Origin of the sequence: Clostridium lacusfryxellense (genome assembly GCF_018861735.1) — a bacterium.
GTDB lineage: Bacteria > Bacillota > Clostridia > Clostridiales > Clostridiaceae > Clostridium_AD > Clostridium_AD lacusfryxellense.
The window spans coordinates 1-21,146 of record NZ_JAHLEB010000070.1; the positions used below are offsets into that span (position 1 = coordinate 1).

Consider the following 21,146-nt stretch of genomic DNA (forward strand, 5'->3'; position numbering starts at 1 on the left):
TTGCATGCCCAAAAATAATAGTTGTAAAAGAAAAAGGCCAATTAAAAGCATACATACTTTCAATTGGCTATAATTCTATTTGTCACAAGATGGTTAACTTAATGACATTGGGCACAAGACCTTCGTATTTTAAATAATAATTAATATCTCTAGGAGCCACATATTGAATTTTCTTTTGAATTTCTTTCTTAGTTATCCTCTAAAATATAATTCAAATTAAACTTATCCACTTTTTGTGCTTTGCCTTAGTGACTTTATTCCACTCTTTTTGCTGGATGGTTGCCCCTTCCTTATGCAACAGGCTGGCTAAGCCACCAATACATGTAAGTGGCTATTGAAATTCGTGGGATACATTAGAAATAAAAAATAAAAATCATAACAAATTCAACCAGTCTATTTCGTGCTGAGTCAACTTTAACTTCATTCCTTTTAAATTTTCTAGGAGATGACCTGGTGTTAATGAAGTAATAATACTTTGAAAAAGAAATCTACATATTGTGGGTTTCTTTTTTATGTGGGTTTCTTTTTTATGTGGGTTTCTTTTTTATGTTGTTATCATTACTAAAAGTATATGAAAATTCATGTTCAATACATTTAGCTGTATTCAGGATAATAACAATTAAATGCTAACTTATGGCTATGGCTATGGCATAATTATTTTATATATGTAAATACTAATATGATTACTGTGAATATGTATATTTTATTTTAAATTGCAAATACTATATTGAAGCTAGTTTCAAAAAGTAAGGAGGCATAATCAAATGCAAACTAAGAACGCTAAACAACATGTTCAGGATGTAACTAATCATCTTCAAGAAGCTAAAAATTGTTTAAATAATGCACTTAATTCAGTAGAAAAACCTGAGAATAAACAACAAATTCAAAACACGCTTAACTCAGTAGATACTGCTTTACAAAATGCAAATACTACAATTTCTAACTATCAGGAATAATTTTTATTAAAGGAAGAGCTTGCCTTATGCTCTTCCTTTTCGATTTTATAATCCATATAATCTACATACATATGTGCCATTTTTAATATAACTTTTATTACTTACTTACATAAAAAAGAAGGCAATTATAAACTGGTACCTATTTTTAAACACGTTCATATGTAATATTGTTTTAAACAGAATTCATTCGATATAACATATAAGGTTGTTGCCTTATTAGATAGTAGATGTATTTTTAAACAGATATATTAACATAAAGTGGTATTATTATTCTTAAAAAGAATATCCCATGCTCAAAACCTCAAGTTCAGATTGGATAATACATTTCTTTAAAGGACAATATATTAAGGTAAAAATATAAATTGATGGAGGTATGAATGAAAAAGAAAAAAATTTTCTGGATTTTATCTGCTTTTATTTTTATATTTACAATATACAGTTATCTTTTAATTAAGAATTTTGCTAAAACAAGTTATGGTAAGCTTGATACATTCTTTGGTATAATGTCAAAAATAGAAGAACAGTTTAATCCTATTTCACTTAAAGGAAAATCAATATATGAAATACGTGCAGAATTACATAAGTCTACTACAATATTAAGATCTAATACTATACCCTTTACCAATATAAAAAATATGGACATAAAAACAGATTCAAATCAGGTGCCCGTGCGAATATATACGCCTGATAATGCAATTGAACTTCCCATCATAATTTATTCACATGGTGGTAGTTGGATAGGCGGTAATATTGATGACTATGACAATGTTTGCAGGAAGCTTTCAAAAAATTCAAAGGCTATAGTGGTATCTGTAAATTATCGTCTTGCACCAGAGGATCCTTTTCCAGCTGGGCTTAATGACGTATATAATGTGCTCCAATGGGTTTATAAAAACGCTAAGAGTATTAATGGGGACTACAGCCGAATATGTGTTGCCGGTGACAGTGCTGGTGCTAACCTTTCTGCTGTAGTTTCACAAATGGCACGTGATAAAGATGGTCCTCACATAACTTCTCAGGTACTAATATACCCATCTACAAACATTTATCAACTAAATACTAAATCTTGGTCGTATTTTGGTATGCAATATAATCTTACAAGGGAAAACTCTAATAAATTTATATCCCTATACACTCCAAGATTAGAAGACCGAAAAAGTGAATATGCCTCCCCTTTGTTATCTAGGAATTTTAAAGAGCTACCTGACACGCTCATAATCACAGCTGAATTTGATCCATTAAGGGATGAGGGTGAAGCTTATGGAAATAAATTAAAGGACGAAGGTGTGAATGTGATTTCTACCAGATATAAAGGTGTTACGCATGGCTTCGTCTCAATGGGTAGGATTACGAATAAAGCAGATGAAGCTTTAATTGAAATTTCAACATATTTAAAAAAGCAATTTAATAAAAAGCAAATTTAAGACAATAGCAAATAATTAGCATCACCTTTTTCCCTATCATTTTAAGTGTGTTTTAGCATATAACCACGAAAAATATATAGTTGATTGCCTTAATTCAATAATAATACAAAAAGGTGATTTCAACTTAAATATTATTATTTGTGAAGATAACTCCAGCGACAGGACCGCAGCGATTATTGAAGACTATATTAATAATGTAGAAGTTGGCGAAACTGTAACTTTTGAATATTTGAAAAGCAAAGAAAATTTAGGAATGGTAAAAAATTTAGAGCGGTTGTTAAAAGCTTGTAGCAAAAGCATTTATACTGCGTTAATTGACGGTGATGATTACTGGTATGATGAGAGCAAATTACAAAATCATATAGAATTTATGGATAACCACCCGCAATGCTCTATTTCATTCGATGATATAATAATTAAAAATGGAAATGAATTTGACTTTTATAATATACAACAACAAATTAAAGGTGATACTTTTAATACATCAGATATAACCAGTATTAATTTTATAGGAAATATCTCCTGCTGTTTTTATTATAGTAACTATTTAGATCAACTTCCAAAAGGAATGTTTGAAATTTTTTCTGGTGATTGGATGCTAAATATTCTAAGTTCAATGCTTGGAGAAATAGGCCACATCAAAAAAGCAATGACCGTATATAGAAAGAATGATCAGGGGATTTGGAACGGAATGAACGACGATGATAAGAACAATAAAACTATAGAATTAATTGATATATACAATAAATTCTTAAATTACACCTATGACGAACAATTTTCTAATATTCGTAAATTCTGTGAATTAAAATTAGGAAATAGATATTTGGAACCTCTTTTGTACAGAGAACTAGAATAATTCACACTTCTTTAATAATTTGGTATATTGAACAATATTTGTGGGCATGGTTACTAGAACATGGTAATGCAGTTTTTTTACGTAAAATACTAAAATACAAACAGTTTAGATGTCCCTTACTTTGTACTATCAAAGAAAGGGACTTTTTTATTATGACAACGTGGCCGGTTCCAAAACTATTCTTATTATTTTCAAGAAAGTTTGAATCGCTTAGCCTTTCATCATTGGGTGTTTCTGATAACATAAGCCTTACTCCATTATTTATAGGTACATTATCTTTAGCCATGTGAAAATCAGGTTCCATTATATAGGGTGTACCAAAGTAATTTACCCACAGCAAGCCTGGAAGTCCTTATTATCTCATGCTTATTTATTAGTTTTTACCCTCTTTATAGTACCCATGTCCGTATCTTGCACATTCTTAATTCCATCTGAAGTATAAATTTTTTTAATAGTTGATAATGAATTGTTATTAGGATTTTTGTTTTCTGATTTACCATCTTTATTAATAGTAGGTTTATCACTGTTTTTAGATTCTTTTTTAATTTCATGGGATTTATCCTCTATTTTGTTAGTGTTAATCTTTACTAAAGGTTTTTTAATAATATCTTTCTTAGTATTTGACTTTTTATTAATGGTCTCTTTTTTCTTGCTTTTAGGACTTAAATTGGAAGTAACTATTTTTTTATTATTAACAGTAATATCTATGTTTTTCTTATTGCCAGAAGAGGCATTAATTTTAACATTTAAATTATTAGTATCTATAATGTTTTTAAACTTAGAAATATCTATAGATTTATCTTTAATACTTATAATATCAACACTAATGATTTTTTTATCTGACACATATTTATCATTTATAAAATTTTCTTTCTTAGCTTCCGTAACTAAAAGTTGAAGACCATCATCTATAGATTTATTCTTTAGTTTAATATTACTAAGTATTAAGGAACCGTCTGGATTTAATGCTTTAAAACTAATAATTTTATTCCATCTATTAGCTTTAAAAGAAACAGTTGGGTTAATACTGAGAACAATAGTTGTAACAGGAGTATAGTAGGCATAAGCGGAGACACTAGAAATAAGTACAAACATTAATAATGCTGCAGTTATGGCATATTTGTATAGGAATAAACTTTTCTTGTATAATTCTCCTGTATGAATTTCACCAATGTTAGGTAATACTTTGCTGATTTTTATATATACAAACTCTCCAGAGGAGGTCATAATACCAGCTTTTTTATTCATTATACACATTACAATACCTGTTTTAACCATTTAATTCACCCTCTTTTATATTTAGAAAAGATTTTAGATACACATATTCTGGATTAATAAGTATCAATATTAAAGAAATTATATATATACGCCATTTTTCAATTAATTTTATATTTGAAGCAGTTAATATTATTATTTCTTTAGTTGGAAGCCTTCTTTTGGTCTTTAAATGATTAAGTATAGATTCTTCTTTGGCACATAAAAAGGCAATATTTAATAGATTATTTCTAGTATCATTGTGAGAAGGAGATAACTTAATGAGGGAATCAAAATTGATTTTGTATTTTAATAGCTCCTTTGAAAATAAATTTATTTCAGTAGCTCTAAATTCATTATCCTTTTGAATTTCGAAATTGTTAATAGAATTTTTCATATCAATATAATCTATACTACTATTAATGTTATCAAATATCAGACTTGGGGAAGTCTTACTTTTTCTAAAAAAATCTATGAGTGCATTTTTAATAATAATTTTACTAAATCCATAAAAATTCCCTTTAGTTTTATCATACTTGTCACAGGCTATGTTAAAAGCCATCAGTGAGATACTAAGCTCTTCATCATTTTCCCAAATTAAATGTCTTTTGCAGATTTTACTTGTAATTGAATAAATAAAGCCTTTATTAGTTTCTATAAAATTGCTGCGATTTTCAGCAATTAAAGCATCTGTATTAAAACTTTGTTCTTCATCTAAACTCATGACTGTTTTTTTTATATGAAAAGGAAGTTTGAAGTTCATTTGTCCACCCCTTATATTTATGTATACGTAAATATTATAAATTTTAAGAGGGAAAAGAAACATAATTATATTTTAAAGAGAACTAATATATAATTTAAAGAAAATAAAAAAACCCTCTAAAAAATTATATCATGCTCCGTATATATAAGCGAAATGTAAAATTAAATAAAAATTATGGGAGAACATTTAATTATTGTTATCTACAAAAGACCAATATGAGGAGGAATTAGCATGAAAAGAGTAGCTGTTTTATTAGCAACCATAGCGTTTACAATGAGTATAAATACAATGGTGTTTGCAACAGGTGTTGAAAACCCAACAAAAACAAACAATGATACAACCATAAGTGAGGTAAATAAGGTTACAGGAATTATGCCAGATAGCTTATTTTATTTTGTTGATAAGGCTTTTGATAATTTAAGCTTATTTTTAACCTTTGATGATGCAAAGAAAATAGAAATAATTTCACAAATTGCAAATGAAAGATTAGCTGAATATGACAGTATGGCAGAAAAACAAAAATATGACTTTGCAAATAACGTAATCAAAGATTTAGAGAAGTTAAGTAATAAATTAGATGGTAATGAAAAACAAACAATTGAAATGCAAGAAGCTAAAAAGGAAGCAGTAGCTAACATGGTAGAAAAAAGACATATGTTAAATACAGCAAGACAAGATTATCAATCAGTAAAGGTTAATTTAGATCAAGTTAAAAAATCTGATGATGAATTAGCTATAAAAGCTGCTGAAGAACTATTAAAAGTAAAAGAGGAATTGTATAAAGGCGCTCAAGAGCAATTTAACATAGCTTTTGAAGATATGAAAGATCTTATAGGCCAGAAAAATGATAAAGAGTTAGAAAATAAGGACAAACAAGCAAATAAAGTAGAAGAAGCTAAACTAGCAAAAGAAGATATAGTAATAAAAGAAGTTAAAGTAGTAGCTAAAGAAGTAAACGCAACTAAAAAGGAAACAGTATCTAAAATGGTAGAAAAAAGACATATGTTAAATACAGCAAGACAAGAGTATCAATCAGCAAAGGTTAATTTAGCGCAAGCTAAAAAATCTGGTGATGAAGTAGTTATAAAAGATGCTGAAGAACAACTAAAATTAAAAGAAGATTTGTATAAAGTGGCTAAAGAACAATTTAACATAGCTTTTGAAGATATGAAAGAGCTTATTGGTAACAAAAAGTCAGAAATTAAAGAACAAACAAATAAAATAGAAGAAGTTAAAGTAGCTAAAGAAGATAAGGAAATAAAAAAATTTAAAGTATCTAAAGTAGCAAATAAAGTAGAAGAAGTTAAAGTATCTAACGGCGTTAGAAATGAAGAAGCTAAACAAAAATTAGAAAATGTAGAAATTAGAAATGAAAATAAAAGAGTAGAAATAAAAGAAAAAATAAATGAGATTAAAGAAAATAAAAAGAACTAGATAGAGCATTATTAACGCATTGGTCGCCCTAAAAGATTAACATCTTTATTCCTCAATATAGAGGATAGGTCAACGGTAAAATTAAAATCATTCTACATAATAAGGCTATACTCTCTTTAAGATAATTTAAAGGGAGTATAGCCTTATTATGGGGTAGTGCTCTCTTTTCGAGCAAAAGTCACGTTAAGGAAAATCTCCAAGATATTTTATGTAGTAAATTATTAATGTAGCTCTACTTATGTTTAATAGCTTTGCAAATTCAACGCCAGTTCTCTATCCAGAAGCGACTTCTTTTGTCTTATGCATAGGAAATGGAGCGGCTAAAACAGAGGAAATGCCCAACATTTCTCCTGCAAAATACCCAATAGTTGCACCGGGGTGATATATAATGAGTTCACTGTCCACGCATGCATAATACATTTCTTCGGTTAATTCCAGAACGTATTTTTTCATCTTGTTAAAGGTTAAGAGCATTTTTAACGGATTATCAGACGATTGCGCCTCCTGTAGCATTTTGGGGTCAATATCCGCAGTTTGATAATCTACAGACAAAGGATAGAAACCTATACCATAGCCCTTTATGAAAGCTTCAAAGCTTTTGCCACCGGCAATGCGCACCTCCTTGCCGAGTTTTCCAAGTTCTTGTGCAAGTGCAATATATGGCTGGAAATCACCGCATGAACCAGCACAAAGAATTGTAATCATATTTTAACCTCCTAGAATAATCCAACATCGTGTTGTATAATTTAATTATAAAATCAAAAGCATTTAATACCTACACTTAATGAACTTCCACCGATTTCAATGCCGACAGGTAATTTGGGAATGCCACTAGATGTTTTTTTTGAGCTCTATGAACAAAATAACAAGTATTACTCTGTTTTACTTGGCGAGAATGGCGACCCTGCCTTTGCAAGTAAACTAAAAAACTCAAATAATGCAAATTTTTGCAAGCAAACCCAATGTCGACCAAAACGGAATGGATTATATCTTGGAATATACTCTATCAGCAATGATAGGTATCATGAGTTATTGGTTTAAACAGACGAATGCTCTCGCAAATGATAAATTGCATGAATTGATAAACCGACTAATGGAACAAGGAGTCATTAAACAACTACCATTAAAATAGAATTTTGTTATTACTGCATGTGAATGCATAAGTGTAATAATTGCAAGTTTAATTGGCACATACTTAAATAAAAGAAGGTTTAGGGTTAAAAGTACAACTATCAAAACCGAATAATCATAGAACCAGCTACTATGTAAAATTCTCCATATAGTGTCCGATTTTTACACGTATCTCGGCAAGACCCCAACATAACACAATGGTATTTGAGTTACTTTCACTTTGTGGCTATATGCTAGATGTACATATACAACAAATGCCGTGAAGATTTAGTTTCACGGCATTACAATTTTATATTTCTTTTACAACGTGGGTAGATCACCTGTTGTTTTTATATAAAATTCACATTATTAATAATATAAATAAGTAAATATATTGCTTCGTAGTCGTAATATATGATGGCAGTTGTTATTATCTGTGCTGGTGATATATGAATTTTAAATAATAAATATTAAATATACTTAAAAGGTGGGAATTCGTTGAAAAAAATAATTACACTTATAAGTTTGCTTACATATGTATTTCAATTGTAGGTTATGCAAGTATAAAAAGTTACATTAAAAAGCAATGAAGTTTTAGTGTTCTTAGGACTGTATGTAGGAATTGTGGTTTTAGTTTCTAGTTCCGCGGTACTTGCAATTCAACAGTTATCTGAAGCAAGTTCTAGTTTAGATAGATATAAATTTCTTAAAAAAATAGGGGCCACTACGGTATTCTTGATTATCATATGGAACATTTATTCTTAAATTAAGTATAATAAACATTATACTTAATTATATTGATTAAGTACTAAGTCATAATTTCTTATACAAATTAGTATAACTGTAATAAAATAAAAAGGAGAGAAAATATGGTGAGAATATTAATAATAAATGTCCCATTTCATGGACATGTAAATCCAACAATTGCAATTACAAAAGAACTTGTTGATAGAGGATATAAAGTAACATATTTAATTTCAGAAGAATTTAGAGAAGAGCTAGTACTTACTGGTGCAAGAATTATCCTTTATGATTATGACGAAAAAAAAGCAATGTCATTAAAAGGTATGAAATTAACTATGAGTAAAATTTATGAAACTGCATTACGTATTGGTAAAAATTATGATTTGATTATTTATGAATTTATGTTTTTTATGGGAAAAAATCTAGGTGATACTTTAAAAAAACCAACAATACGATTAATTTCAATGTTTGCATTTAATAAAAACACATTTAATCCTAAAACCTCTGATAAATCATCGCTTCAACTTAAATTAATTCAAAATAAACTCGCAAGAAAGATATTTACACAAATAATTTTTGGCAAAGGAAAAGTTAAAAATAATGATATATTGGCGGAAGTATTGGAAAATGTACCAGAATTAAATATAGTTTTTACTTCCCGTAAATTCCAGACTCATAGTGAAGAATTTCAACATACGAGGTACAAATTTATTGGTCCATCTATAATTAAAAGGACAGAAAAAAATAACATTCCATTAAATAAGTTAAAAGAAAAAGTAATTTATATTTCTTTAGGCACTCTATTTAATAAATCATTAAATTTTTATAAAATTTGTTTAAAAGCTTTTAGTGATGTTGATATGACAATACTTATGTCGATAGGTAAAAATATAAACATAAAGGATCTTGGAACTATTCCAGATAACTTCTTAGTATATCAAGTTGTTCCTCAATTAGAAGTTCTTAAACGTACAAATGTTTTTATTACTCATGGGGGAATGAACAGTGTAAATGAAGCAATTTATTATGGAGTTCCAGTTATTACTATACCTCAATCCGCTGATCAGCCTGCTGTCGCTAGAAGATTAGAAGAATTAGGACTAGGAAAGATAATTAATAAAAAAAATGTTTCAGTTGAAACTTTAAAAAATTCTTTAAATGATGTTCTTTACAATGGACTGTATAAAGAAAACATGAAAATGATGAGCGAAGATATGATAAACTGTGGCGGCTATATAGCTGCTACTACTGAAATAGAAAAATATATTGGCCTAAACTTTAGCATAAGTACTAAGTATAATACTTACTATACTTAGTACCTATAGGGTTACAAGAATGTTGACAAATATGTTGTGCTAATCTAAATGCCACAAACAATATAACTTATAGTCAAGTAAATTTACTGCTTTTGGCATACTTTCTGTAATAATAAAGTTAGGCTAGCATATACACCAGTTCATCACCTTTGTTTAATTTCTTTGTAAATCCTTTTTCCATATTATTATTCCTCTTTTGTTAACTAGGAAATTATTGTTTTCACAAGCTTTCATTTCATACATCTAATATCCTAAAAATGTATCCGCCTTAATATTTTTCTTATCTACAGATTGACTTTTCAGAATAGACTTTATAGAATCATTCATTTGCTTGGATCCAGCTAAATAATATTTTATATCCTTATTATTAATAGCAATCTCTTTTATACTTTTTGTTAATTCATCCCTATCTGTAAATAAATCTATTTTTATATGATTATCCTTTTCAAAAGTCTTAAGCTCGTTTTCATATAAAAACTTTCCGGTACTATTGATATATAACAAATTTATTTTACCTTTATAATCATTCTCTCTCATGACTATATCTTTAAGCATAGATCTAAATGGTGTTATACCTACACCTCCTGCTACAAAACAAGTTGTCTTAGAATAATCCATAGTAAAACCACCAATAGGGCCCCTAAGTACCATTTTCATTCCACTTTTAAGTTCTAATAATGCTCTCTTATATTCACTTGGTTTCTTACCTATTTTCATAGAAATCATGATTTTATTTTCTAAAGCACTGGATGCTATACTAAAGGGTCTTATAGCTTTATTAATTTTTTTATGTTTAATAACAAATATGGCATGTTGTCCTGCCTTCCAACTTAAAGGCTTGCATGAATCAAATAAGAAAGTGTAAACATCTTCACTCTCTTTGGTTACTTCTCTAAAAACTATTTCCTTTGGTATTAATACTGCTTTGATATCACTAAATAAACTCATAGAAATCCTCCATTTAATTAATTGTTTGCTAAATTCTTTCCAATATTGTAGGCTTTGTTTAAAACTCCTTTTTTCTTTTGCACTGAATCTTTAGTGAAGGCTCCAAGTACAGTAATTCTCTTAATAGGTTTTATCCCCATAGCTTTTAATGATTTCTCAGTATATCTGAAATATCTGTCAAATATTAAAGGGATTGGTGCTGCTTGAGAATAAACAAAGATAGTCAAATCATTCCGTATAAATGGGTACTTAGCTATATCATAGTTTCTCTTGTTTTTCCAATTAAATTCACCTCCAAACTTCAATATGATCTTTTATAAAGACTTCTATTGTTCTAGGTTTTCTTTTTAATAGAGTCTCCGCAGTATTCGTAACATGGTTAGCCATGCCTAATTTTGTTGTAAGGTATAATACCATCATTACAGTCGCAAATTCTTTTTTGATACCTCTATCAATCATATCTTTCCTGAATTTAAATAAAGGTGGGTTTGAATATGTGATTTTCCGTCCAAGTATTTTTGTCATACTATCTGCAACTTGCATATAAGTAATAGCTTCTGAACCTGTAATAGTATATGCTTTATTTTCATGGCCTTTTTCAGCAAGAGTTCTTCCAATTATTTCACCAATATCTCTTGTATCTATAAAACTAATTTTAGCTTTTCCTGAAGGTATAAAAAGGTCATCTCGCTGCTTAATATCTTCTGCATGTGTTGTAGATAGATTTTGCATAAAAAAACTTGGCCTTATAAAAGTGTAAGGAATTTTAGATTCTAAAATAGCTTTTTCAATTTTGTGGTGTGGTGGAAAAGGATTTTTCTCTGCTCCTAGTAAAGATAAAAATACTATTTGCTCAACACCAGCTTCTTTACATTTTTGAATAAAAGGTTTAAATATTCCATTAACATCTGTAAGTTGTGGTGGTCTTACTAAAAATACCTTTTTAACGCCATGTAAAGCAGTTTCATAGGTATTTATATCTTCAAAATCAAAATTAATGTACTCCATAGAATCATCTTGTTGAATACTTTTTTTAATGTTTCTTACTCCAGCTACAAAGTCTCTATTTATACTTTTTAAATAGTCCACTACTGCACTACCTACATTCCCCGTTATCCCTGTTAATAAAATCTTTTCAACCATTATTCTTCAGTCCCTTCATTTAGTTTACAAATCATTTCTGTAAGTTTCTCAGCTTCCTCATTTGAATAAATTGAAAATATATCAATTGTTAATTCATCACTTACTGTTTTCATTTTATCAACTAACTTATTATATTCTTTACATATCTCCAAGTAAGATGATCTTTTATCCTTTGGGTTGGCAACTTTAAGCACTATACCTTTTTTCTCTAACCTATTTATAATCCCCGATATAGTTGGCCTGTCTGAACCCAACCGCTTAGATATTTCTGCTGCTGTAATTGGAGCCTCTGAAGAATGTATCTGAATAATAACTGAGAACTGCGCAGCAGTAATATCAAATTTAATTAATGCTTTATCTAGTTTGTTTTTTAGATGTCTTGATGCCTTAATAATAAGGTAAGATAAGTTCTGCATATGGTTCCTCCTTATATAATTAGTATGCTAACTATGTGATTAGTATACTAACTTTATTTATATTTGTCAATTGTTTATATCTGTTTACATAGAATTCTATCAGGAAGCAAATTTAATATGTCTAAAACCCTTGGTTTAATAGAAACTGTTTTTAACAACACACTAGAATTCTATAAGAAATGCTTTACTGCTTTTAAGGGGTATGAAGAACATATCTGTAACCAGAAGCAATAGGAAAGTTCCGAATTTAAATTTGGAATTAGAACTTAAATAGTGTAAGTGAAGGACTTTATAATAATATTCCATTAATAGTTATTCCCCAATTTAATGATCAGCCTGCTGTTGCAGCAAGGCTGAAAGAGTTAGGTGCAGGAGTTACTTTTATTAAAGAAAATATTGATCTAAATATTTTAAGACATGATGTTCAGGAAATATTTAGCTATCCAGCATTTGCTGAAAACAGTAAAAAAATCGGATTTTAGGTGAAGTGATTTTAATGTTACAATCAAGCCACAAGGAAATTCTATAAGGTCTTTTGTATTCATTGCAAATCTACTAATACTATCTACAACTAATTTTTCACCACTTTTTAGTACAGCCATCATATTATTTAATACTGGCCTGTCTGTTACATTCTTACCACTAACCTTCTCAATATAAACATGATTCAATGGAACATGATTTTCTTTAGTGACTTCCTATTATAAGAATAGCACTAAACCGCTAACGCGGTGGTAACCCAAAATTAAATTAGCAACTATAATTGAAACTTATATTATAAGTATATCAGTTTGTTTATTGTATACGACTCCTTTAGAGTGGAAAAAATCTATCTTTAAAGGAGATGTTTTATTTATGACAAAAGAACAAGTTTTAGAAAAGTTAAGTCTTGTAACCCTTGTTTAAAGGATAAATTGAGAACATTAGGGTGCTGACGTAAATACCATATATCTGCTTTTGATGCAGCCAATCTTGTGCAGTGTATACGGGATTGCTGTCCTGCACCAACACCGATTGCTTGACCATCTAAAACAAAACAAACAGAATTGGACTGAGTATATTTTAATGTGATCATTGAGATAAGTAAGTCGCGTCTTGCATCATCTGTAATATTTTTATTATTAGTAACTATATTATTAAGCATTTCGCTTTTAAGTTGAAGATTATTTCTTTTCTGTTCAAAGGTTATACCATAAATTTCTCTCTTTTCGATATTTTCAGGTTCATAATTAGGATCCATTTTAATAATACAGTAATTTCCTTTTTTCTTTTTCTTCAAAATTGCCAAAGCTTCATCAGTATATCCGGGGGCAATTACGCCATCTGAAACAGATTTTTTTAAAATTATTGCAGTAGCTAAATCAACAATATCACTTATAGCAGCCCAATCACCAAATGTAGACATCCTATCTGCACCTCTGGCTCTTGCATAAGCACAGGCCACAGGAGATAGCTCTATATCTTCGACAAAGTATGACCTTTTCAATGTATCGCCTAATGGAATTCCAACGGATGCACCGGCTGGACTTATATGTTTAAAAGATGCTGCTGCCGGTAATCCTATTACTTGTTTTAATTCCTTAACCAATTGCCATGAATTAAAGGCATCCATAAAATTGATATAACCTGGATTACCATTAAGAATTTCAAATGGCCTCTCACACCACTTATTCCGACTTTATGGTTATGCTGACTTTTTATATCACTTACATGGATTAGCCAAATGTAAAGGTTCTTAGTGGGTTTCTTAAAAAAAGGTCGGAATAATAATCTTGACACTTTAATTGTTCATTACGTCCATGATAATAAAGATGGCATATTGCCAAATATTTTATGGAGGTTATGACAATGAATGAAATTATGATTCAAGAACTAATTAATTGTGCAATAAATCAATTATACAGATTAAATCTATGTGGCGACACAATTGATTCCTATCAAAGCTGTGCATTTAAACCTATCTCCAATTTTTACAAAAAAAAGGGTGAGAACTATTATAGTTCGAATCTAACAGAAGAACTGAAAAAATTGTATCGGGAAGAATATACTTCAGGGTATATTTCACGCAAAACAGTAAATTGGCGCATGCGTGGAATAGAAATACTTGAGGAAATCCACAAGTGTGGTTGCTTTGAATGGAAAGTATTCTTAAAGAAAAAAGAAAACCTGCTTTCCTCTTATTATGATGGAATCCTTTCTAGATTTATTGCTAGTTTAGGAGACATTAAACGTATCAGCATATACCAATCAATTTCCCAAAGGTATTTCTTGTACCTCTCCATAAATGGACACGATAAATTCAACAATGTAGCATGTATTGATATCAAGAACTTCATGATTGAGATATCCGGATCACGCCATAAAAGCATGGATGATGTAGTAGCCGTCTTGAAACGGCTTCATTACTACCTTCGAAACAGCGGGTATGCTTGTATTCGATTTGAGCCAGTACTTTTTGCACCAAGAGCCCGAGATAAAAAAATTATTCCATGTATTTCTGTTGATGAGATATGGTATGTGGCTGAGCAGGTTAATCCTGAAACGCCTTCCGGAAAGCGTGACAATGCTATCCTACAACTCGAAATTCACACAGGACTTCGTGCAGGTGATATAGCCAACCTGAGACTAAATGCCAATACTCTAAAATGGACCCTATATGATAGACACGAAAAAAGTCTATTCATATTGGGTCTTTTTTTGTAAAATGAGTAGAAAGTAATTACAGAACTGTTATTTCTCTCTATATCTTAATGAAGCGGAAATATGTATCAATCGTTCCATAAATAATTGACAAAGACCGGATAAATGATTATAATAATAATGGATCAAATGTTCCAAAATTGCTTACACGGTTTTAACGACGAAATATGAGAAGGATGAGAAAAAGTAATGGCTTTTATAATTGTGGCACAGCACGAACTTAAAAATGATAAAATTAACGATTTTATTCATTCACTCAAACCACTTATTGATGAGACTAGGTGTTCTCATGAGGGGTGTGTAAATTACGAACTGTTTCAGGATTTGGAAAATCCTGCTTTGATTACTATGATTGAGGAATGGAAAGACCAAGATGCTCTTGATAAACATATGCAATCTCTACTTTTCAAAAAAACCATAGCGGAGTTTGGTGAATACTTAAAAGCTCCAGTGAGAATCAATAGATATCAGAGGGTATGATAATTGTGATTCTAAGCTGGCTAAAACATATTTCTGCGAAAAAGGCATGGAACATAGCCGGAGCAAATAATGAATGGATAATGATAAAGTAATATAAATATTACTTATGAGGAGGACGATATGTATTTAAAGGAGCTTTTTAATATTTCAGGGAAAGTTGTTATTGTTACAGGTGGAAACAAAGGAATTGGACAAGCTGTAGCACTCGGATTGGCAAAAGCAGGAGCAGAAATCGTAATTCTTTCCAGAACAGAGGCAGATGAGACAAACGAAATGATAGCCAACACAGGCGGAAGTTCCTATCACATTCCCACTGATATTAGAGATGAAGATAGTGTGGAAGCAGCAATGTCCGAAATTCTGAAACGTTCGGGAACAATTGATGTTTTATTTAATAATTCAGGCATTTATATTGATAAGAGTACAATTGAAACATCAGTGAAGGAATGGGAGGCAATTCAAGGAACGAACCTCACAGGAGCGTTTATTGTCGCACGAGCCACAGGCAGAATAATGATTGAACGTGGTATTCATGGGAGCATCATTAATAACGCATCATTATCAGGATGTGCTGTAAATATCCCGCAATGGCAAAGCGCATACAATGCATCAAAAGCCGGATTGATACATTTTACTCGAAGCTTGGCGGTCGAGTGGGCAGAGCACAAAATCAGGGTTAATAGTATAAGTCCTGGGTATATTGAAACCCCTATGTCCGCTGAGAGACCACAAGAACTTCTGGATACATGGATACAATTAATTCCAATGCATCGAATGGGAAAGCCTGAGGAACTGACGGGGGCTGTGATTTATCTCGCTAGTGATGCCTCAACCTATACATCGGGATGCAATATTTTGGTAGATGGCGCATACTCGTGTCTGTAACATGAGCGCACCTGTACCTAATTCGGCGCCGCAGGACGGGGTTTATCAGTTATCAATACATAAACTGGAAATGAAAATATTTGATATGTGAGGTGATTTTATGTCTCGAGCAGGACGTCCAAGAATGTTTGACCGGGATGAAGCAATCTTTAACGCAATGTTGTTATTTTGGGATGAAGGCTTTGAAGCAACATCCTTATCTCAATTGAGAAAGGTTATGGGGAATATTTCTGCGAGTAGTTTTTATACTACATTTCAGTCAAAAGAAGATTTGTTTTGTGAAGTCGTTAATATGTACATGAATACTTTTGGACAAGTGTCATTGTGTCTAAAAGATATTTCATTGGAGCCCAGAGAAGCTGTTGAACAGGCATTAAGGCAGACTGCTAAAATGCAGACGGACAGCAGTCATCCTCATGGATGTTTAGTGGTTCTTTCAGCGACTAACTGCTCCCCTAAAAATGCTCATATTCAAGATATGTTAAAAAAGCAGCGTGCGCAAATAAGAGATTGGCTAACAGCTTGTATCAAAACAGCCGTGAAAAAGGGGGAACTTCCCAAAACACTAGATGTTGATATCTTAACTACAGTCATCTACTCTTTTATGAATGGAATTTCAATACAGGCAAGAGATGGTATTTCATTTGACACCATTGACGCTGCGATTACTCAAATTATGAGTATATGGGATATGCTGGCACAAAGTGTCCATACAGATAAATGAAAAATTGGAAGTTAATATTTTTTTATATTGATTGTATAGTGATTTTGTAGAAAGGAAGTTAGTGTATGTTGAAAATATTTAATCCATTTCAAATAAATAATATCTTTTTTCGCAATAGAATTGTGATGGCACCAATGGTTCGCTTTGGATTCCCAAGCTATGATGGAATCATGGGGGAAGAACTTATGCAAGATTATTTAAGTATAGCCGATAAAGGGATTGGGCTGATTGTGACACAAGCACTTTCTGTGTCAGCGGATAGCAGTAATATAAGTAGATCTGGAACATCAGGTGGTGCCGGTGCTTTCTCTGACCGGCATGTTAAATACTTAAATAGAATAACGGAAGAGTATCATAAGAATGGAACAAGAATTTTTGCACAACTTTCTCTTCCAGGCTACGGTTTTTATGATAGAAGCTCTATGAATATCAATATACTATCTAAAAAAGATTTAATTAAAATTAGGAATGAATTTGTAAGGAGTGCCGAAATCTGTAAAAAGGCGGGCATGGATGGAATCGAGCTGCATGGGGCGCACACCTTCTTTTTAAATATGATGGCATCATCCAACTCCAATATGCGCCAGGATGATTATGGCGGAACTTTAGCCGAAAGACTGTCATTAGTAAAAGAAATTGTTGAAGGAATAAAAAGTTTAGCTGGATCTACTTTTATAATTTCATATCGAATGGGCTGGGGAAGTACTTTAGATATGGATGTACAAACTGCCCTTACTTTGGAGAATATGGGAATCGATATGCTCCATATTTCAACAGGAATACCACAAGATCGAAAATTGGTATTGCCAACCAGTTTTACGTATAATGATACAGTCTATACGGGATGTTTTGTAAAAAAGCATGTAAATTTGCCCATTATTTGTGTCAGCGATATAAAGACGCTGGAAAGGGGAAATACGCTGATAAAAAATAATGATTGCGATTTTATAGCGTATGGGAGACCCTTTTTAGCTGATGCAAATTTTGTGGGGAACTCATTGGATAATATAAATTATAAGCCGTGTTTTGAGTGTCAAGATTGTAAATGGCTTACAAATAGTAAAAAATGCCCTGCACAAATAATTAGCAAAAGGAATTCTTGATTGATGCAAACAGTGAAAACTAATAGCAAGTTCGTCGGTAAGCCTCCTCACTAGGGTGACTGGCACTTGTAAAAGAATGAAAAATAAAAGTGCTAAAAAAATAAATGCGTAGCACGGTAGAAACGTTGAGAGGTTTGAAAAAGTGGGCCTGTGTTTAGGATTTTAGTGAAAAAAGAAATAAACCCGTTGAGCTGAGAAAATTGGCTTGGTGGGTATTTTTTAGAACAAACTAAAAATATAACTAAAACATTGAAAAATAGATTTCCAATGCTTTAGTTTACATGAAGGGCATTCCAGGACTCTTTTGTATTTATCCAGTTTGATTTGCTGTGGATAATACACTCGTCTAAACCCATTTAGTCTATTAGGGGTAGTAACCGCAAAACGCGGATTTTATACGTTAAGACATATATTACCAAAATACCGATATATTCAAAGAATTCTTTTAATATATCGGTATTTTAATTACTATAAAATATATTTTAAACATATTTCTTAAAAATGAAAAAGGTAGGATTTGAGTCACACTAAAAGAAATATATGACAGAACTGAATCTATGACATATTTTAAAAATTAAATAGTCCAATTATTTTGCTTAAAGAAAGAGAATACACAAAATAATTTACACCCTCAAGAATCCTTTTATCAATATTTTAATTATAAGATTACTATACAATATTCTTATATGTCCTAATAAGTAACCCCATATTTAATGATGTGGGGTTTAATATATTTAAATTATATTAATATTCTGAAAGTAACACAAATGCAATTGAGTTACTTTCACATTGAGGCTATAGGCTAGACGTTTATATACAACAAAAGTCGTGAAAATTCAATTTCACGACTTTTAACTTTTATAGTTCAAATTTACACTACTGTTAATTAAGAAAATTATTTTTGTTTTCCTACTAGATCTTTATGTTTTAATACAGCTGGAGGTTGTTCAAGCCACTTATTATCAATCATAATTTTAGCGCCAATTTGGGAGTATTTCATAGTTTGAGCTGTGTATTTAACATATATTGCATACAAATCTACTCTTAAACTTTCTGAAATAGCCATGCCAAAACTACTTACTGCCGAAGCGGACAGCACTAACATATGAGTTAGCATCAATTTTTCTGAAAAAGGTGATATTGTAGAATCAGTTACAAAAGAATCTGGAGTAGAAGGAATTGGAATATCGTCATCTGAAAAAGCCTCTGTTAATTCAGAGATTATTTTGGATGATAGATCTCTACCTTTAAAGAAAAAATCTGATATTTCTTCATTCTGTGAAACCTGTCCGAATGCAGTAGTTATCGCTCTTCCAACTATATTTGAAAAAGTAATTCCAAACAATTGAGTAACTTCGTTTAAAAGCATTGGTCGTTTTTCACCCAAAAGCCCTATCAGGAAATTTTGACTTTTAACATATTCAACTTTTTTAGCTACTTCCACAAATGGTGATCTTATAAAGATGCCCTTTGATAATCGTAAATCTGCTGATTTGTTATATAGTTCTATAGAATCATCAATGCGTTTCGAGAAGTAATCTCTAATATCAGAACGGGCTATTTCATTTAAAATTAATGTGTAATTGTGCATTGCAATTCTTGACATATATGATAGATATGCCAAGTAGAAAGTATCTGAAAATAAACGTGGGGCATTAATATTAACATCATTATCAGTAAATGCGTCTGGTATAGGTAATCCCGCCTTATTAAACAATCCAGTAAGCTCTGTGACATGTTGATTTGACTTGTCAAATGTTTGCTGTAAAAGGTCCCGTGTTTCGTTATCTTCTACTCTATTTAGAAAATAGCTAAGAACTCTTATTGTTAAGCTTTCACTCATATAAGCATTCCATATACCTGCTATTTCAGATGAAATTAGTGGTATTGTTGTTTTTTCACTCATAAATAAAAACCTCCTCTATAAAACTCTTACAGTTTTATCTTTAATAAAATGAATTTATAAATACTTGTATTCTACAATATAAGTATTTACAAATTCATTTTATTTAATGCTGTTATATGGTATATTCATCAAAAAAAATAAAATATGAGGACTCAAGAGTGCAATAATCCAGGCATATATTGGCTTTTTATAATGAAGATATAATACTGAGAACAATATATAATTAAATATAATAGAAAACCATATATTCCAACCATTATGATGAGTGAAATATCCAAAATTAATACCAATAAATTCTGCTATAGTGAAAATAGCTACATAAAATGAAATATGAGTAATGATTTTTGCTGTTATCTTTGGGAAATTAGGGATATATAGCATTACTATACTTGGGTATACTGTTATACAAACAAATAAATCACAAAAAGTGTGATTTATTATTTTTGTTTCATACAACCATAATGTATGATTATATGTTAAAAGAATACAAACAACATTACTCAAAATAAGAAATAAAATTGTTGAATAATATTTTCTCCAATTTCTCCACTCCCCGAACTTGTAGCATATAACAATCGATACAACTGCAAGAAATATATGATACATAGGATCACCTACCTAACTCGAATATTAATGATAATTAACCAGTAAATAACTTATACTATTATTAATCCCCTAATTTATTAAAATTATAATATTAATGGGGTTTAATATATTTAATTTATGTTGATATTCTGAAAGTAACACAATACCAATTGAGTTACTTTCACATTGGGCGTATTGCTCATTCCTTATTTTTTTCAGTTTGAATGTAACATAATGTATTGACTAGTTACTTTGAATGTAATATAACGGTCTTAATTATTTAATATATCTAACGCACTTTGTTTGTTGCTACCGCACTGCATATCTGAATCAAGTGAACTTCCGATACTCCGTTTGGTGTTTCTTTATTTGTTTTATTTTTTGTACCACAATATTAAT

The 21,146-nt window shown here is 30.6% G+C and carries 21 protein-coding genes and 3 pseudogenes; 12 read left to right on the forward strand and 12 right to left on the reverse strand.

From position 1 onward, the window contains the following. Positions 1-764: 764 nt before the first annotated feature. From KPL55_RS23100 to KPL55_RS23110, 3 genes and pseudogenes are all read left to right on the forward strand, one after another. On the forward strand, positions 765-956 hold the full coding sequence (locus KPL55_RS23100; RefSeq protein ID WP_216309121.1) for an EscE/YscE/SsaE family type III secretion system needle protein co-chaperone: 192 nt from the start codon (positions 765-767) through the stop codon (positions 954-956). Between the two features lie 377 nt (positions 957-1,333). Next, positions 1,334-2,380, forward strand: coding sequence for an alpha/beta hydrolase (locus tag KPL55_RS23105; protein WP_216309122.1), 1,047 nt, complete (start codon positions 1,334-1,336; stop codon positions 2,378-2,380). A 61-nt stretch (positions 2,381-2,441) separates the two neighbouring features. Then, positions 2,442-3,236 (forward strand): annotated as a pseudogene (locus tag KPL55_RS23110) (glycosyltransferase); the annotation flags it as partial. Between the two features lies 1 nt (position 3,237). Here the strand turns inward: KPL55_RS23110 and KPL55_RS23115 are convergent. The 3 genes from KPL55_RS23115 to KPL55_RS23125 form a co-directional block, all read right to left on the reverse strand. Next, complete coding sequence (locus KPL55_RS23115) at positions 3,238-3,522, reverse strand: hypothetical protein (RefSeq protein WP_216309123.1); 285 nt, start codon at positions 3,520-3,522, stop codon at positions 3,238-3,240. Between the two features lie 80 nt (positions 3,523-3,602). Beyond that, the gene (locus KPL55_RS23120) at positions 3,603-4,514 is read right to left on the reverse strand and encodes an anti-sigma-I factor RsgI family protein (protein ID WP_216309124.1); all 912 of its coding nucleotides are present in this window, start codon (positions 4,512-4,514) and stop codon (positions 3,603-3,605) included. After that, on the reverse strand, positions 4,507-5,253 hold the full coding sequence (locus KPL55_RS23125) for a sigma factor (protein ID WP_246599775.1): 747 nt from the start codon (positions 5,251-5,253) through the stop codon (positions 4,507-4,509). The genes KPL55_RS23120 and KPL55_RS23125 overlap by 8 nt, the downstream gene beginning before the upstream one ends. A gap of 231 nt (positions 5,254-5,484) precedes the next feature. On the opposite strand from KPL55_RS23125, the gene KPL55_RS23130 reads away from it, so the two are divergent. Then, entirely contained in the window at positions 5,485-6,687 is a 1,203-nt protein-coding gene (locus tag KPL55_RS23130; RefSeq protein ID WP_216309125.1) for a DUF5667 domain-containing protein, read from the forward strand. A 273-nt stretch (positions 6,688-6,960) separates the two neighbouring features. Here the strand turns inward: KPL55_RS23130 and KPL55_RS23135 are convergent, their stop codons facing one another. Then, on the reverse strand, positions 6,961-7,392 hold the full coding sequence (locus KPL55_RS23135; RefSeq protein ID WP_216309126.1) for a glycosyltransferase: 432 nt from the start codon (positions 7,390-7,392) through the stop codon (positions 6,961-6,963). Between the two features lie 99 nt (positions 7,393-7,491). Between KPL55_RS23135 and KPL55_RS23140 the strand changes: the two genes are divergently transcribed. Continuing rightward, positions 7,492-7,728, forward strand: coding sequence for a hypothetical protein (locus KPL55_RS23140; RefSeq protein ID WP_216309127.1), 237 nt, complete (start codon positions 7,492-7,494; stop codon positions 7,726-7,728). A gap of 938 nt (positions 7,729-8,666) precedes the next feature. Further along, entirely contained in the window at positions 8,667-9,857 is a 1,191-nt protein-coding gene (locus KPL55_RS23145) for a macrolide family glycosyltransferase (RefSeq protein WP_216309128.1), read from the forward strand. A gap of 243 nt (positions 9,858-10,100) precedes the next feature. Here KPL55_RS23145 and KPL55_RS23150 read toward each other — a convergent pair whose 3' ends face one another. The 4 genes from KPL55_RS23150 to KPL55_RS23165 are packed head-to-tail and all read right to left on the reverse strand — an operon-like array spanning position 10,101 to position 12,364. Next, positions 10,101-10,805 (reverse strand): FAD-dependent oxidoreductase, encoded by a 705-nt coding sequence (locus KPL55_RS23150; protein ID WP_216309129.1) that lies wholly within the window; start codon positions 10,803-10,805, stop codon positions 10,101-10,103. Between the two features lie 17 nt (positions 10,806-10,822). Next, positions 10,823-11,110, reverse strand: a complete 288-nt coding sequence (locus KPL55_RS23155; protein ID WP_216309130.1) for a hypothetical protein — start codon at positions 11,108-11,110, stop codon at positions 10,823-10,825. Then, positions 11,094-11,948 (reverse strand): SDR family oxidoreductase, encoded by an 855-nt coding sequence (locus tag KPL55_RS23160; protein ID WP_216309131.1) that lies wholly within the window; start codon positions 11,946-11,948, stop codon positions 11,094-11,096. Before KPL55_RS23160 ends, KPL55_RS23155 begins: the two co-directional genes overlap by 17 nt. After that, positions 11,948-12,364 (reverse strand): MarR family winged helix-turn-helix transcriptional regulator, encoded by a 417-nt coding sequence (locus tag KPL55_RS23165; protein ID WP_216309132.1) that lies wholly within the window; start codon positions 12,362-12,364, stop codon positions 11,948-11,950. The genes KPL55_RS23160 and KPL55_RS23165 overlap by 1 nt, the downstream gene beginning before the upstream one ends. Positions 12,365-12,678: 314 nt before the next feature. Here KPL55_RS23165 and KPL55_RS23170 point away from each other — a divergent pair, with 314 nt between their 5' ends. Further along, positions 12,679-12,846 carry a hypothetical protein gene (locus KPL55_RS23170; protein WP_312887380.1) on the forward strand — a complete coding sequence of 56 codons (168 nt, stop codon included), beginning with the start codon at positions 12,679-12,681 and terminating at the stop codon, positions 12,844-12,846. Here KPL55_RS23170 and KPL55_RS23175 read toward each other — a convergent pair. After that, positions 12,775-13,041: pseudogene (locus KPL55_RS23175) on the reverse strand (recombinase family protein); the annotation flags it as partial. The gene KPL55_RS23170 and the pseudogene KPL55_RS23175 sit on opposite strands and share 72 nt — an antisense overlap. Before the next feature lie 215 nt (positions 13,042-13,256). Further along, positions 13,257-14,018: pseudogene (locus KPL55_RS23180) on the reverse strand (phosphoribosylaminoimidazolecarboxamide formyltransferase); the annotation flags it as partial. A 194-nt stretch (positions 14,019-14,212) separates the two neighbouring features. Between KPL55_RS23180 and KPL55_RS23185 the strand changes: the two are divergent. From KPL55_RS23185 to KPL55_RS23205, 5 genes are all read left to right on the forward strand, one after another. Further along, a complete protein-coding gene (locus KPL55_RS23185; RefSeq protein WP_216309134.1) occupies positions 14,213-15,067 on the forward strand; it encodes a site-specific integrase in 855 nt (284 codons plus the stop codon). A gap of 186 nt (positions 15,068-15,253) precedes the next feature. Then, positions 15,254-15,544, forward strand: coding sequence for a putative quinol monooxygenase (locus tag KPL55_RS23190; protein ID WP_216309135.1), 291 nt, complete (start codon positions 15,254-15,256; stop codon positions 15,542-15,544). Between the two features lie 120 nt (positions 15,545-15,664). Then, positions 15,665-16,429 (forward strand): SDR family oxidoreductase, encoded by a 765-nt coding sequence (locus KPL55_RS23195; protein WP_216309136.1) that lies wholly within the window; start codon positions 15,665-15,667, stop codon positions 16,427-16,429. A 100-nt stretch (positions 16,430-16,529) separates the two neighbouring features. After that, the gene (locus KPL55_RS23200) at positions 16,530-17,153 is read left to right on the forward strand and encodes a TetR/AcrR family transcriptional regulator (RefSeq protein ID WP_216309137.1); all 624 of its coding nucleotides are present in this window, start codon (positions 16,530-16,532) and stop codon (positions 17,151-17,153) included. A gap of 65 nt (positions 17,154-17,218) precedes the next feature. Continuing rightward, a complete protein-coding gene (locus KPL55_RS23205) occupies positions 17,219-18,256 on the forward strand; it encodes an oxidoreductase (protein WP_216309138.1) in 1,038 nt (345 codons plus the stop codon). A gap of 895 nt (positions 18,257-19,151) precedes the next feature. Here KPL55_RS23205 and KPL55_RS23210 read toward each other — a convergent pair. Both KPL55_RS23210 and KPL55_RS26850 read right to left on the reverse strand, forming a co-directional pair. Further along, positions 19,152-20,162 (reverse strand): DUF3231 family protein, encoded by a 1,011-nt coding sequence (locus KPL55_RS23210; RefSeq protein ID WP_216309139.1) that lies wholly within the window; start codon positions 20,160-20,162, stop codon positions 19,152-19,154. 99 nt (positions 20,163-20,261) lie between these two features. Beyond that, the gene (locus KPL55_RS26850; protein ID WP_376770506.1) at positions 20,262-20,768 is read right to left on the reverse strand and encodes a CBO0543 family protein; all 507 of its coding nucleotides are present in this window, start codon (positions 20,766-20,768) and stop codon (positions 20,262-20,264) included. Positions 20,769-21,146 lie beyond the last annotated feature (378 nt).